Raw genomic sequence first — 14411 nt, 5'->3', positions numbered from 1 at the left:
AACTTACATTTTAATCAGCTACAGGCAGCCCTCCGGCTTGGGTAGGCCAGCGAGTTTGCTGGCAATCTTGGCGGGATTCGGGGGGAACAATTGAGTCAAATAAATGCTCCGGCCTTTTTCTGGCCCCAGCTTCTGAGTGACGTATTTCACCAGTGGACGCATAGGAGGAGACAGATCAAACTGCTCTTGAAACTTGCGTAACAGGTGCAGAATCTCCCAATGATTGTCTGTCAGTGAAATGCCTTCTGCCTCTGCCAGCAGCTCGGCAACCTCCTCAGACCAGTCTTCTAGATTGACTAGAAACCCTTCCTTATCGGTGGAGATTAGCGACTGACCTACTTGCAAAGCCATCAGTACCAACTCTGCACGGCGCTGGCCTCACAGGCCATTTGAACGAATTCTGAATAGCCCACCAAAACCACTTTTTCAGGAATTTTTTCCAGCAGGCCACGGGCTTGAACATCGTTCTTTAACGCGCAGATTTGCCCAGCTGGCATATCTGTTAATGCCCCATAGACACCGTCCTCCAGCAACAAGATAACGTCTTCTGGTGCAGCAAGACGCAGGCAGCTGTGATAAGCGCTGTTGCTGAACGGAGATTTGTTTACAGTGTGGAGAATCATCAAAAGCTCACAATATGATGATTGTTATTGGCCAACAAAGATTGCACCGCGGCTGTGTCGAGTGGAATCACGTCGGTGCCGATAGTTTCTGCGTCCAGCTGGCGAACAGTCAGTGATTGTTTGTCCACAAAGCACTGCTCAACACCGTACAGGGGGAGTGCGGATGCCATGGCCGAAATATTTTTTTGCTCGATAACAGTGGCCTGCTGTTGAACCAATTGCCATACACCGTCGTCCATAAATAGCACAGAAACCGTTTGCCCCAGAGAAGCGGTGGCCAGCGCCGCTTCCAGCCCTTCGCGGGCCAGACTTGAGCCGTAAGGTGGGCAGCGAAAAACAAATAACAACGGTTTGCTCATCGGTTAACGCCCAAAGGTGATCAAACGATCGGATTGAATGGCAGCATCGGCAAGTTCGCCGAGCCCCTGTAAGCGGAAATAGGGCTCATTCAAATTGCTGGCAGGGTATTCGTAGCGCTCCGCTTCTACCTTGTCCACGATGCCACGCCGCAATGCCGAGGCAATGCAAACGGTGAGTTCGATATGGTGTTCATTACTGAACTGTTGCCACTGCTGCTCCAGATCCGGTTCGCCCTGTGGCGATGTCAGCAACCCAGAACCCGCATGAACCCCGTCATGATAGAAAAACACCCGGTATATTTGATGGCCACCGGCAACGGCCGCCGATGCGAACTGAAACGCGGAATAGGCCGATTGGTGACTGCCGGGGGCGCCCAAAACGATTAAGGAGAATTTCATGAGGGGTAACAGGCGGTCAAGAAAAAGCCCGGCGAACCGGGCTTTTGAAGATCAGTCGTCGCCCATTCCTATCAGGCTGAGCAAAGACGTAAAGATGTTGTAGATCATTACGTATAGGGTAACAGTGGCTGAAATATAATTTGTTTCACCGCCATGAATAATGCGGCTGGTTTGCCACATGATGATACCGGAAGAAAGAACAAGGAACATGCAACTGATGGCCAAATGCATGCCTTGAATCTGCAAGAAGAAGTTAGCAATAGCAGCAATAAATGCCACCAAAATACCGGTCATCAAAAAACCACCCATAAAAGATAAGTCTTTGCGGGTGATTAATACATACCCTGAGGTAGCAAAGAAAATGAGGGCGGTGCCACCCAGAGCCAGGGTAATAGTTTCGCCAGCGCCAGCGCCAACAAAGGCATTCAGGATTGGGCCTAGACTAAATCCTAACCAACCTGTAAGTGCAAACACCCAGAAAAGCCCTGCAGCGCTATTCTTGTTCTTCTCCACCATCCAAAGGCAGACGATGTAAGGCAACAGCGTCCAAAGCCCGAAATAGGGCGCGTTCACGGCCATCGCAATGCCAGCGGTGATGGCGCTGAAAGCGATAGTAGTTGCCAGCAATAGGTATGTATTTTTCAATACTTTGCTGATTTCGCCCGCGGACTCAATGCCGCGAGGCGCCGTAGTTGCGGTTGTGTAGTGTTGTTCAGCCATTTCAGCCTCCAGTGCGTAAATACTGTGCTCATCATACAAACCCAAATCGCTAAATCAAGGGAAATTAACCTTCATTTACTCTGTCTTGAGGTTGTTATATTCAGGCTGAGCGGGTAAAACAGGGTCAACTTAACGAAAAGACATGAGCTGCAAGGAATTTCCTTGCCATGGTGGAAACAGCAGGAACATTTATGAAACGGTTTAACTCTCTTTTCCCTATAGTTTTAATGGTTATTGCTTTAAGCGCCTGTTCTCCTGAGCAAGAAACTGCGAGTCAAAGCGAAAACCTGTCGGAATCAGCCCGATTGACGGATTTTTTTGCCAAAAATTTCGAGCAGGATCTCAAAGACTCCCCTATGCGACAGAGCTATCTGGGTTATAAGTGGGACTACGACAAGTGGAACACCATTACCGAAGTAAAGGCTGATGCTGATGCTCAAAAAAGACGTCAGCGATTACAGGCAATCAGCCAGTTTGACCAAAACCAGCTCAATGACAAAGAAAAGCTGAGTTTGACCATCAACCGTCTGGCGCTTGAACGCTCTGAAAACAACGATGAGTTCAGGCACCACACTTACATCATGCACCAGTTTCGTGCCTGGCATACTCGAGTTCCGAGTTTTTTGATCAATATTCACCGAGTAACTGAGCTTTCCGATGCTGAAGCTTACGTTTCAAGGCTGGAGAAAGTAGCCCCGTTGTTTAATCAAGTGGTTGACCAGTTGCGCCTTAGGGAAGCGAAAGGCGTTTTTCCGCCCAAGTGGTCTTATGACCAAATGATTGTCGCTTCGCGCAATGTCATTAGCGGCCAACCTTTTGATGACTCCGAGAGCCTATCGACCATTTGGAGTGACTTTAACCACAAAGTCGATACGCTTGAACTGGATAGTAAGCAAGCTGACAAGCTTAAGCAGAAGGCGAAGGACGCTTTACTAACATCGGTTAAACCAGCCTATGAAAACATCATTAAAGAGCTGACCAGACAGCGCTCCCTGACACCAGCTGGTGACGGAGTGTGGCGCCTGCCCGATGGCGACAAATGGTATGCCAACCGGCTGGCTTGGTTTACCACGACCGACCTAACCGCTAATGAGGTCCATGAACTTGGTTTGCAGCATGTCCAGCGCATTCACAAGCAGATGCGTGACATTATGCAAACTGTGGGCTTTGAGGGGTCGCTCAACGAGTTCTTTGATTTTATGCGTGCCGATCAGCAATTTTACTACCCGAACACGGAGCAGGGACGTCAGCGCTATCTCACAGAAGCTGCCGAATGGGTAGCGAAAATGCGCGAAGTCATTCCCGAGTATTTTGGCCTACAGCCCAAAGCGGACATGATCGTTAAACGAGTTGAGGCTTTTCGAGAAAAGTCAGCAGGTAAGGCGTTCTACCAAAGTCCGGCAAAAGACGGTAGCCGCCCCGGCATTTATTACGCAAATCTGTACGACATGAACAGTATGCCTATTTATCAAATGGAAGCGCTGGCGTTCCACGAAGGTATTCCTGGCCATCACATGCAAAGGACGATTACCCAGGAATTGGATGGCATACCGGAATTTCAAAAATACGTTTCTTTTACGGCTTATACAGAAGGCTGGGGGCTTTACACCGAAGAGCTGGCCAAAGATATGGGTTTTTACCAAGATCCTTATTCAGATTTTGGGCGGCTTGCCATGGAGCTGTGGCGCGCTTGCCGCCTGGTAGTCGACACCGGCATTCACAGCAAAAAATGGACTAGGGAAGAGGCCATACAATACCTGACCGACAATACGCCAAACCCGCAGAATGACGCAGTAAAAGCTATCGAACGCTATATTGCCATGCCCGGCCAGGCGACTGCTTACATGATCGGCAAGCTTAAAATTATGGAACTGAGAGCTTGGGCAAGAGAGCAGCTGGGAGAGCAGTTTGATATTCGCGGCTTCCATGATGAAGTGTTAAAAGATGGCCCAGTACCACTCAACGTGCTCGAAGAAAAAATTAAGCGCTGGGTAGGGGCGCAAAAGTAGGCGTACCTAAACACCTAACTTGATTTAAGTGGTTGCCTAGAGGCCATTATGTGCTTACGAATTGTTATTGGCATTTTTGTAGGAGCTCTTGTTGCTTGTACATGTAGCAGCAAAGAGCCGTCAGATGAAAAATTGGTGTTTACACCTGCTGTTTGTGAAGTGGGTTTGTATGAACTGGGTGACGAATTTGTTGCCGTCACTCGCCGTGACAATAATTTTCGTTACTCTTACAGCGATGGTCGGTGGGGCAAAGTTAATGAAGATGTTTCGTTCGAGTGTGGAGATAACTCCGTTCGCACTGAAGGCTCAAGGGTATGGAAAAAACGCTCTCTTCAAATCACTGACACTACTTTTGATGCCAACGGAGTTGCGCTAGCGGGGCAACTTATTGAGCCCTTATTTGCAAATGCTGAAACCCCTCTAGTTGTATTAGCGCATGGCTCAGAAGAATTAGGCTGGATAGAAGCTGCGAGTTACCCCTACCAACTTGTTGGACGTGGCGTATCGGTATTCGTTTACGATAAACGCGGAACCGGAAAATCAAAAGGTATTTATTCGCAGAACTTCCCCCGGCTTGCTGATGATTTGGTAGCGGCTTCTCAGGAAGCCAAGCGACTTGCGAAACATCGTTTCAAACGATTTGGCCTTCTGGGTTTTAGCCAAGGTGGTTGGATTGCACCACTGGCGGCTGACCGAACGGGAGCAGATTTTATTGGGGTAGGTTATGGATTGGTCGTTGATATTTTGGAGGAAGACGCATCACAAGTTGCATTAGAGCTTCGAGAGGCGGGTTATGGTAGCGACGTAATCGCCAAGGCGAAGGGCATAACAGATGTAACAGCTCGTCTTGCTGTATCTGGATATCAAGACGGCTTGAATGACCTTGATAGTCTTAGGAAGCTATACGCTGATGAAGAGTGGTTTCCAATGATACGGGGTGGCTTTACTGGCGTAATTCTTGGTATCTCGTCTAATGAGCTTCGTGAAAAAGGGATTCCCATGTTCGACCGGCTTGATATTGACTGGTCAGTTAAACCCATGAAAGTTCTTCGTGAGGTCGACGTGCCCCAGCTATGGGCTCTTGCTGAAGATGATCGAGAAGCTCCAATCTCGACGACTCTGGATCGACTGCAAATACTGAGAAGTGAAAAGAAAGATATAACTGTATTTGTTTTCCCAAAGGTAGATCACGGAATGTGGGAATATGAGCAGCAGCCAGATGGCTCAAGATATTTTATTCGTGTCACCGACAAGTATTATGACCTAATGGCTGATTGGTCAAAGGGAGTTCTTAAGCCTCCATATGCGGGCAGCTCTGAACACTAGGCGCTGGGTAGAAATAAGATTTAGCTATATGTAGTGCCATAAATTTCTTTATCCTGCCAATGCATGAGTGATGATTTAAACTACATACTATTGTCTCCGCCATACAAAAAAGGCCACCTAATCAGGTGGCCTTTTTTGTATGGCGGAGGGATAGGGATTTGAACCCTAGATAGGCTATTAACCTATGCCGGTTTTCAAGACCGGTGCTTTCAACCACTCAGCCATCCCTCCGTAAGGTGCGCAATTATAGCGGGTAAAACAAAAGGCACAAGCGTCAATTGCGCATACGCTTGTGCCTTTTTATTAGTTCGCCGCGCTGTCTTGGCGTTTAGCCCGAGGGTCGTTGGCCGGGCGAGTGAAGTCGCTGGCAACGGCGGTGACCGGGGCGGGTTTGCTGGTATCCAGAGCTTCGGATGCAGCGGCTTTAACTTCTACTGAAGTCACTTCCACTTTGGCAACCTTGCGCGGGTTTTTGCGCGGATCGTTACTGGGTCGAGCCGGCTCACTATCTTCCTGGCTAGGTTCTTCGGTCGCCTGAGTGGTTTCTGTCTCTTCAGTCGCCGTTGTTTCTTGCTCAACCTCAGTGGCGGCTTCTGTTTGAGCTTCAGCTGCCTGCTCCGCTTCAACGTTTGGCTCTGTCGCTTCAGCGGGGGCAGGGGCAGGGGCGCTATTTTCTTCAGTCTGTTGTTGCTGGGTTTCTTCACTTACCTCAGCTTCCGAATCAACGCTGGCTTCTTGTTCACTCACAGCCGCTTCAGCTTTGTCAGCATCCACTTGTACGCTGGATGCTTCATCGGCAGTGTCGTTTACCTCAACTGTCGATTGAGGCTCTTCAACCGCAGTTTGCTGGGTATTAACAGCGTTTTGCTCGGTGTCAGTGGCAGTCTCAACAACAGGTTGCTGTACTTCGGCTTTGGGAGCTTGAGTTTCAGCAGCTGGTGCCGCTTCTACTGGTGCCTCTACCTTGTCTGTTTCAGCTACTGCGGGGTTTACTGCGGTCATTTCAAGCAGTTCCGGCGCTACCGGACGGCGTTCACGCTTGCGGCGCGGTGGGCGGCGCTCACCACTGCTGCGGCGGGGTGGACGTTGCTGCTTGTTGCCGCCCTGCTCATTGGCTTTTTGTTGTGGAGCCTGCTGCTGTTGCTCTTGCGCTGCATTCTGCTTTTGGTTGCGATTGTCGCGCCCTTGAGCCTGGGTGCTGCGCTGCTCGTTCTTGCGGCGGTTATCCCGATTCTGGTTGCGGTTTTGTTCACGACCTTGCTTATTGCGATTGTCTTTGCCTTGCGCCTGCTGCTGGCGGTTGCGATTCTGCTGACCACCTCGGCGATTGCGGTTTTGGCCGCCGCGACGGTTTTGATTGTGGCGGTTTCGGGCCTGTTGCGAGCGCCCCTTACCTTTATTGTTGCGGCCTTTTTTCTCTTCCTCTTTGTCGCCAAACAGGGCATTGAGAATACGCTTTAACAATCCTGGCTTTTCAGCTTTCTTAGGTGCTTTGGCTGGCTTGTTTTCCTGGACGGGGGCAGGGGCGGTACGCACCATACCTTGAACAGCGGGCTTTGGCAGTTCAGCCGGAGCCGCTGGAGCTGCCAGCGTGTCGCTGGTAATACTCTCTGGAGTGATGCTGTCGGCCAATACATAGCTGTATTCTTTGCTGACACCGTCTTGCTCACGCAAGCGCTGCACTTCGAAGTGTGGCGTATCCATGTGATTGTTGGGAATCACCACTACACGGATATTGTTGCGAGTTTCTATTTCGCTGATTTCACCGCGTTTTTCATTGAGCAGGAAGGTAGCGATTTCTACTGGCGTAATGGCGCGAATCTCTACGCTGTATTCTTTTTGGGCTTCTTCTTCCACCAAACGCAAAATTGATAGCGCCAATGAGCGGGTGCCGCGAATGGTGCCCTGACCACTACAGCGGGGGCATACTTTGGAGGTGGTTTCCTCCAGCGAAGGGCGCAGCCGCTGGCGAGACATTTCCAGCAAGCCGAAGCGCGAAATTTTGCCTACTTGCACCCGTGCCCGGTCCAGATCCAGAGCATTGCGCATGCGGTTTTCCACTTCGCGCTGGTGGCGGCTGGAGTTCATGTCGATAAAGTCGATGACGATCAAACCGCCCACGTCTCTGAGGCGCAACTGGCGGGCAATCTCATCCGCCGCTTCCAGGTTGGTTTGGAACGCAGTTTCTTCGATATCACTGCCTTTGGTGGCGCGAGCGGAGTTGATATCGATGGAGATCATCGCCTCGGTGGGGTCAATCACGATAGAGCCGCCAGAGGGTAGCTTCACTTCCCGCTGGAAAGCGGTCTCAATCTGATTTTCCACCTGGTAGCGGGTAAACAGCGGTATACTGTCTTCGTAGTCGCGAATCTTGCTGTGGAAATTGGGCATCACCTGCTGAATAAAAGCACGGGCCAGGTCGCAAGCACCTTTGTTGTCGATGATGACTTCGCCAATGTCCGGGCGCAGGTAATCGCGAATGGCGCGGATAATGATGTTGCTTTCCTGGAACAGAAAGTGCGGCGCGCTGGAATTATCTGCCTCTTCCTTGATGGTGGTCCACAGCTGAGCCAGGTAATCCAAGTCCCATTGCAGTTCCTGGGCGGAGCGGCCAATGCCGGCGGTGCGCACGATAGCACCCATGCCTTTGGGAATATTCAAATCGCGCATGGCCTCGCGCAATTCGGAGCGCTCTTCCCCTTCAATGCGGCGTGAGATACCGCCAGCGCGAGGGTTGTTGGGCATTAACACCAGGTAGCGACCCGCCAAGCTGATAAAGGTGGTCAGTGCTGCTCCTTTGTTGCCGCGCTCCTCTTTTTCCACCTGAACGATAACTTCAACGCCTTCCTTAACCACGTCCTGGATACGGATGCGGCCCTGAATCTCGTTGGGTTGCTTACTGAAGTACTCTTTGGCAATTTCCTTCAGCGGCAAAAAGCCGTGACGCTCGGAACCGTAATCCACAAAGGCGGCTTCCAGGCTGGGTTCAACCCGAGTGATTTTACCTTTATAAATGTTGGCTTTTTTCTGTTCGCGAGTGCGATTTTCGATATCGAGATCGTATAACTTCTGGCCATCAACCATGGCCACGCGCAACTCCTCCGGGTGAGTTGCATTGATTAGCATGCGTTTCATTGTGTTTCCTGTGTACGTGTTAACGCACAGCAGGCGGGGCTTACGGGCAGGGCAAACGGGTGGCAGGGCAGAGGAAGCAATATCCCAACACTGTCGCAATTAACGGCAGTGTTGGCGTGCATTTTAATGCAGGCTGTATGTGCTTCTAGGTGCTGTAGTCATCTGTATCTGTGTTGATGAGTCGCTTGTATTCTCTGTTGCTTAGCCGATGTCTTCATTTATATTGGTCGCGCGCTTTGCTGCCATTTGCAGCGGTTGTTACTGATTTTCACCTTAATCGTGGGATATTTGCAGTACCTGGCGCACTCGCCATCGGTTGTGTCAGGGCGTTATAGCCAATGACAAAAAAATCTGTTTGCTCTCTGTGTATGCTCCGCACCCGATGTGCGGTTTTCTTCAACCCCTGGGCCATTATTGGCAGCAGGGGGTTAAAATCCGGTTGAGGGCAGGGCCGTCGCTTATTTGCGTTGAGGCGATGCCGTCATTTACTTGCACTGGTCTCAAATGGTAGCCAATGCGGCTGGGGACTATATCAGCAATTGCTAACTCCTTCAATATAAAGAAGAAAGAGTCACCAAACCACGGATAGTTGCGTGATTACCTGCTAGAATGCGGCCGCTTAAGCAACCCACACTGAATGCCGTGTCCAGTCAATCCTCCAACAACACCTCCACCAATAGCAGCGTACGCTTTGTCACGGTCAGTGAGGATCAGCACGGCCAACGAGTAGACAACTTTTTGATGTCTCGCCTCAAGGGTGTTCCCAAGTCGCGGATATATCGCCTGTTGCGGAAAGGGGAGGTGCGGGTTAACAAAGGCAGGGTAAAACCTGAAACCCGACTCAATGAAGGCGACCAGGTACGCATTCCCCCGGTCAGAGTGTCTGAGCGACCAGCGCTGGCAGGGCCGGGGGTTGGCCTGCAAAAGCTCTTGGCAGACAGCATTCTCTATGAAGATGAGCGTATTCTGGTGATCAATAAGCCCGCAGGCTTGGCAGTGCATGGGGGTAGTGGCATTAACCTGGGCTTGATTGAGTCGTTGCGAGCAATGCGTCCCGAGCAGCCCTTTCTTGAATTGGTGCACCGTCTGGATCGGGATACATCCGGCTGTATTTTGCTGGCCAAAAAGCGCAGTGCCTTGCGCTGGCTTCAGGATCAAATGCGCCACAATCAAGTGACCAAGGTTTATACCGCGCTGGTCAAAGGGCGCTGGCCATCGGATCGACGTCGAATTGATGTGCCGCTGCGCAAAAACGAAGTAAAGTCCGGCGAGCGGGTGGTGCGGGTATCCCCAGATGGCAAGCCATCGATCACCCACTTCACAGTATCTCGCCGTTACTCGCGAGCGACCTTGGTTGAGGCACGCCTGGAAACTGGTCGTACCCACCAAATTCGGGTTCACAGTCAGTTTGCCAATCACCCTTTAGCGGGTGACAACAAGTACGGCGATGAAGACTTTAATGAGTACGTGAAATCCGTTGGCCTTGAGAGGATGTTCCTGCACGCCAGCCACCTTGAATTCCAGCTATCCCAAGGCGGAGAGCGCTGTCGCGTGGAGGCGCCCTTGCCTGATGAGCTGGCAAAGCCTCTGGCTAATTTAGAATCAACTTCAAAAAAATAATCTAATAATTTGATTTAATAATTTTTATTGGAAATTTATTGATGGCCAAACTGCTGATTTTTGACTGGGATGGTACCCTCAGTGATTCCCTCCACCGCATTGCCTTTTGCATGCAGCGGGCCGCAGAGGATGGCAATTTAACGCCGCCGAGCACTGACGAGGTAAAGAATATTGTTGGCCTCGGATTGCGGGAAGCCATTGCCGTTCTTTACCCGGCAATCATCGACGACCAACAAAAAATTGAGCAACTGAAAACCGCTTACTCCCAGCATTTTATGGCGAACGACAAAGTGCCATCGCCGTTTTACCCTTATGTGATGGAGTCCCTGCAGGAGTTGCGGGATGCCGGCCATCAGCTGGCGGTCGCTACCGGTAAGAGTCGCCGGGGCTTGAATCGGGTGTTGGCGGAAAAGGGCCTGGGCGATTTTTTTCACGGCAGCCGCTGCGCGGATGAAACTCGTTCCAAGCCGCACCCGCAAATGATTGAAGAGCTGTTGACGGAATTTGCTGTCCAGCCCGAACAGGCAGTTATGGTGGGGGATACCGAATACGACCTGGAAATGGCTTGCCGTGCCGGTGTGCCTGGGCTGGGTGTCAGCTATGGCGCTCACGATTCGACCCGATTGCAAAAACACCAGCCATTTGCAGTGGTGGATTGCTTTTCTCAGGTAGCAGACGCTATCCGCAATTTGAAACCCTAGGGTAGCTGAAAGCCGGCCTGGCGCAGCATTTGGCACAGGCGAATAAGTGGCAAACCTTCCAAGGCGGTTGGGTCCTGGCTTCCCACAGACTCAAACAGAGCAATACCCAGCTGCTCCACTTTAAAGCTTCCCGCGCAGTTAAAGGGTTTTTCCTTGTTTAAGTAACAAACGATGTCGTTATCGCTTAGCTGGCGAAACTGCACTTGAGTAATCACCACATCCACTTGAGAGTGATTGTTCCGGGTATCCAATACACAGAGGCCGGTATAAAAGGTAACTCTCTGGCTAGACTGTCGGCGCAGCTGCTCGCAGGCAGCCTCAAATTGTTGTGGTTTGCTTAGGAACTCTCCGCTGCACTCGGCCACCTGATCCGAACCAATAATGACGCTATTTGAGTAAGTCTCGGCAACGGCTTGGGCTTTTTGCTGGGACAGTCGTGCTGCCAGCGTTTTCGGGGCTTCATCAGCAAGAGGGGATTCGTCGATATCCGGCGAGCAATGCTCAAATGGCAATCCCAAGCGAGTCAGCAAATTGCGCCGATAAGGGGAGGAAGAAGCGAGAATAAGGTCGGTCATCAGCGGCGTTTGCCCCAAGCTATTTAAAGGTGGGAATTGTAACCCTGAATAAGCCGAAAAAACGCTGAAATCTCTTTGACTTATGCCATTCAGGTCACTATTATTGCGCGCCTATGTCAGACACCCCCCCGCACAGAGCACTTCCCAGTACGGTCGATGCACGAAAATTGACCGGTCAGGGAGTGAGGCTGGCGGGTGTTTTTGCTGGTTCGCAATTGCCTCGTTTGGCGGCTGCCGTAACTGCGCTCCCGGAGCCGGTGAGTGTAGAGCTGGATTTCGCCATGGATGAGCAGCACCAGCGGGTTGTTACCGGACAGGTGAGCACCGTAGCTACGGTGACTTGCCAGCGATGCCTGCAAGATATGGAACAACCCCTGCAGGCACAGGTTAATTTGGGATTGGTGTGGAGCGAAGAAGACGCCCCCCACCTGAATAAGGATCTGGAGCCCTGGATAGTCGCTGACGAAGCGGCTTCTTTAAGTGGCATGGTTGAAGACGAATTGCTGTTGGTATTGCCCTATGTGAGCTACCACCCACTGGAGCAATGCCCTGGGGAGGGCTCTTTTTCTACCGGAGAGGTAGAGCAAGAAGAGAAGCCCAATCCGTTTCAGATTCTGGAACAGTTAAAGCGTAAGCAATAAATGCAATCTGGCCTTGGCCTGATTGAGAATTGAACAAACTTGGAATAGTCATCAGGAGAACATCATGGCTGTACAACAAAACCGTAAAACCCGCTCCAAGCGTGGTATGCGTCGCTCTCACGATTCACTGGGTACAGCACAGCTGTCCGTTGATCCGGTAAGTGGCGAAAAACACCGCCGTCACCACGTTTCTGCCGATGGTTTCTACCGCGGCGAGAAAGTGGTAGAAACCGGTCGCGACGACTGATTGAGCCAGTAACCTCTTGACCCATTCGCGGTCAACAGGCTCACCTTGACGGACTCAATCTGTCTCGCCATTGACGCCATGGGCGGGGACTTCGGTCCCCGCATCACGGTTCCGGCCGCTGTCGATTTTCTCAAGGCCCATCCCGCTGTGTCCGCCAGCTTGTTTGGCGACCAACAACAAATCTCCTATCTTCTGGATTCTCTGCTGGCACCTGTTGAAAGGCTGACGGTGGTTCACTGCGAACAAGTGGTGGACAACGACGAAAAACCCTCCCAGGCATTGCGCCAAAAACGCGACTCCTCCATGTGGCAGGCCATCCATGCAGTCTCCCAGGGGGAGGCTTCCGCCAGTGTCAGCGCTGGCAATACCGGCGCCTTAATGGCCATGGGCTTGATACAACTGCGCCTTTTCCCCGGTGTTGAACGGCCTGCCATTTGTGCGACTTTGCCGGCACAACTGCGCAACAGCTATTTACTGGATGCGGGTGCTAACCTGGATTGCAGCCCCGAACAGTTACATCAGTTTGCTTCCATGGCCAGCTGCCTGGTGCGCACCATAGGGGGAGTTGGCAATCCAACTGTGGGGCTTCTTAATGTCGGCTCGGAAGATCAGAAGGGCGCCCAGTGCGTTCGCGACGCTGCAGAGCTAATAGCCGCTGACGATAGCCTCAACTATCAGGGCTTTGTTGAAGGCGACGATGTCTATCGCGGCACCACGGACATAGTGGTCTGCGATGGCTTTAACGGCAATGTTGCTCTCAAGGCTGGAGAGGGTGTGGCAAGAATGATTGCCGAGCGCCTAAAGGATTCTTTTATGCGTACCTGGTATACCCGATTGGTGGGTGCACTGGCGAAACCGATATTGCTACACTTTCGATCCAGCATTGATCCGGCGGAATACAATGGTGCCAGCCTGTTGGGGTTGCGGGGGGTAGTGGTAAAAAGCCACGGCTCTGCATGCAGGCAAGGGTTTCGCCGGGCGCTGGAAGTGGCACTGGAAGAAGCAACTGCGGGCCTGCCCAAGCAAATCGAGCAGGCCATGGGTGCCGCTCAAAATGCCGAATGATGCATCGACTACAACAACTAAAACGAACTATTAAATAGAGAATGCCTATGAACAACCAGCTCGCTTTTGTCTTTCCGGGGCAGGGTTCCCAAAAAATCGGCATGTTGGCAGATATCGCCGAACAATTTGCCATTGTCGAGGCAACCTTTGCCGAGGCCTCAGAGGTTTTGGGATACGACCTGTGGGACCGTGTTCAAAATGGCGAACAGGAACAAATCAACCTCACTGAATGTACTCAGCCACTGTTGCTCACCGCCAGCGTCGCCATGTGGCGGGTTTGGCAGGAGAAGGGCGGTGCACAACCGGCGCTGATGGCGGGCCACAGCCTGGGGGAATGGTCAGCACTGGTCTGCTCTGGGGTGGTTGCCTTTGCTGATGCTGTCGACCTGGTTCGCCAGCGGGGTGCTTACATGCAAGAGGCAGTGCCTGCAGGCGTTGGCGCTATGGCGGCGATTATCGGTCTGGATGATGAAGTCATTATTTCTGCCTGCAAACTGGCTTGTGGCGATGATGAAGTGGTGGTGCCGGTGAACTTTAATTCTCCGGGGCAGGTAGTCATTGCCGGCCATGCTGGTGCCGTTGAACGGGCAATGGAGGGCTGTAAAGAAGCCGGGGCCAAGCGGGCATTGCCACTGCCAGTCAGTGCACCTTTCCATACGCCATTAATGCGCCCTGCGGCGGACAAGCTGGCCGCACAGATACAGGCGACTCACTTCGACGCCCCCATGGTACCCATCGTGCACAACGTAAACGCACAAACAGAGTCGGACCCTGCGGCAATCAAACAGCTGATGATTGAGCAAATCTACAAGCCAGTTCTTTGGGTGGATTGCACCAAGGCGCTGGCCAAACAAGGTATTGAGACCGTTGTGGAATGCGGCCCTGGCAAAGTGCTCAGCGGCCTGTGTAAACGCATTGATCGCACCATCAAGGCTCTGGCCACAGAAGACCAAGCCAGCCTCGAAAACGCATTGACTGAAGCCTAAGGGCA

The 14411-nt window shown here is 51.8% G+C and carries 15 protein-coding genes and 1 tRNA gene; 8 read left to right on the top strand and 8 right to left on the bottom strand.

The window, feature by feature from the left end; translation table 11 throughout:
• Window positions 1-18 precede the first annotated feature (18 nt).
• The 5 genes from KFE80_02695 to KFE80_02675 are packed head-to-tail and all read right to left on the bottom strand — an operon-like array spanning window position 19 to window position 2101.
• Window positions 19-351, bottom strand: coding sequence for a TusE/DsrC/DsvC family sulfur relay protein (locus KFE80_02695; protein ID UTW45837.1), 333 nt, complete (start codon window positions 349-351; stop codon window positions 19-21).
• Complete coding sequence (tusB, locus tag KFE80_02690) at window positions 351-626, bottom strand: sulfurtransferase complex subunit TusB (GenBank protein UTW45836.1); 276 nt, start codon at window positions 624-626, stop codon at window positions 351-353. Before tusB ends, KFE80_02695 begins: the two co-directional genes overlap by 1 nt.
• Window positions 623-982, bottom strand: coding sequence for a sulfurtransferase complex subunit TusC (tusC, locus tag KFE80_02685; protein UTW45835.1), 360 nt, complete (start codon window positions 980-982; stop codon window positions 623-625). Before tusC ends, tusB begins: the two co-directional genes overlap by 4 nt.
• 3 nt (window positions 983-985) lie before the next feature.
• Complete coding sequence (gene tusD, locus KFE80_02680) at window positions 986-1381, bottom strand: sulfurtransferase complex subunit TusD (protein UTW45834.1); 396 nt, start codon at window positions 1379-1381, stop codon at window positions 986-988.
• Between the two features lie 51 nt (window positions 1382-1432).
• Complete coding sequence (locus KFE80_02675) at window positions 1433-2101, bottom strand: Bax inhibitor-1/YccA family protein (GenBank protein ID UTW45833.1); 669 nt, start codon at window positions 2099-2101, stop codon at window positions 1433-1435.
• 191 nt (window positions 2102-2292) lie between these two features.
• Between KFE80_02675 and KFE80_02670 the strand changes: the two genes are divergently transcribed.
• Together KFE80_02670 and KFE80_02665 are read left to right on the top strand one after the other, a co-directional pair.
• Window positions 2293-4110, top strand: coding sequence for a DUF885 domain-containing protein (locus KFE80_02670; GenBank protein ID UTW45832.1), 1818 nt, complete (start codon window positions 2293-2295; stop codon window positions 4108-4110).
• A gap of 48 nt (window positions 4111-4158) precedes the next feature.
• The gene (locus KFE80_02665; protein ID UTW45831.1) at window positions 4159-5436 is read left to right on the top strand and encodes an alpha/beta hydrolase; all 1278 of its coding nucleotides are present in this window, start codon (window positions 4159-4161) and stop codon (window positions 5434-5436) included.
• Window positions 5437-5576: 140 nt separating this feature from the next.
• On the opposite strand, the gene KFE80_02660 is transcribed toward KFE80_02665, so the two are convergent.
• Window positions 5577-5667, bottom strand: a tRNA-Ser gene (locus KFE80_02660).
• 72 nt (window positions 5668-5739) lie between these two features.
• Window positions 5740-8571, bottom strand: coding sequence for a ribonuclease E (gene rne, locus KFE80_02655; protein ID UTW45830.1), 2832 nt, complete (start codon window positions 8569-8571; stop codon window positions 5740-5742).
• 609 nt (window positions 8572-9180) lie between these two features.
• On the opposite strand from rne, the gene rluC reads away from it, so the two are divergent.
• A complete protein-coding gene (rluC, locus tag KFE80_02650) occupies window positions 9181-10191 on the top strand; it encodes a 23S rRNA pseudouridine(955/2504/2580) synthase RluC (GenBank protein ID UTW45829.1) in 1011 nt (336 codons plus the stop codon).
• 41 nt (window positions 10192-10232) lie between these two features.
• Window positions 10233-10892 carry an HAD-IIIA family hydrolase gene (locus tag KFE80_02645; protein ID UTW45828.1) on the top strand — a complete coding sequence of 220 codons (660 nt, stop codon included), beginning with the start codon at window positions 10233-10235 and terminating at the stop codon, window positions 10890-10892.
• On the opposite strand, the gene maf is transcribed toward KFE80_02645, so the two are convergent.
• On the bottom strand, window positions 10889-11467 hold the full coding sequence (maf, locus tag KFE80_02640) for a septum formation inhibitor Maf (GenBank protein UTW45827.1): 579 nt from the start codon (window positions 11465-11467) through the stop codon (window positions 10889-10891). The two genes, KFE80_02645 and maf, sit on opposite strands and share 4 nt — an antisense overlap.
• 113 nt (window positions 11468-11580) lie before the next feature.
• Here maf and KFE80_02635 point away from each other — a divergent pair, with 113 nt between their 5' ends.
• The 4 genes from KFE80_02635 to fabD all read left to right on the top strand — a co-directional run bounded on the left by KFE80_02635 (window position 11581) and on the right by fabD (window position 14406).
• Window positions 11581-12108, top strand: a complete 528-nt coding sequence (locus tag KFE80_02635) for a DUF177 domain-containing protein (protein UTW45826.1) — start codon at window positions 11581-11583, stop codon at window positions 12106-12108.
• Window positions 12109-12172: 64 nt separating this feature from the next.
• Window positions 12173-12355 carry a 50S ribosomal protein L32 gene (rpmF, locus tag KFE80_02630; GenBank protein UTW45825.1) on the top strand — a complete coding sequence of 61 codons (183 nt, stop codon included), beginning with the start codon at window positions 12173-12175 and terminating at the stop codon, window positions 12353-12355.
• A 45-nt stretch (window positions 12356-12400) separates the two neighbouring features.
• Complete coding sequence (gene plsX, locus KFE80_02625; protein ID UTW45824.1) at window positions 12401-13420, top strand: phosphate acyltransferase PlsX; 1020 nt, start codon at window positions 12401-12403, stop codon at window positions 13418-13420.
• 47 nt (window positions 13421-13467) lie between these two features.
• On the top strand, window positions 13468-14406 hold the full coding sequence (fabD, locus tag KFE80_02620; protein UTW45823.1) for an ACP S-malonyltransferase: 939 nt from the start codon (window positions 13468-13470) through the stop codon (window positions 14404-14406).
• Window positions 14407-14411: the final 5 nt, after the last annotated feature.

The organism is bacterium SCSIO 12696, assembly GCA_024397955.1.
In the GTDB taxonomy this organism is placed as follows: Bacteria; Pseudomonadota; Gammaproteobacteria; order Pseudomonadales; family Porticoccaceae; genus SCSIO-12696.
The sequence above is the reverse complement of the archived record's forward strand: the minus strand, read 5'-3'. Positions and strand labels throughout refer to the sequence as shown.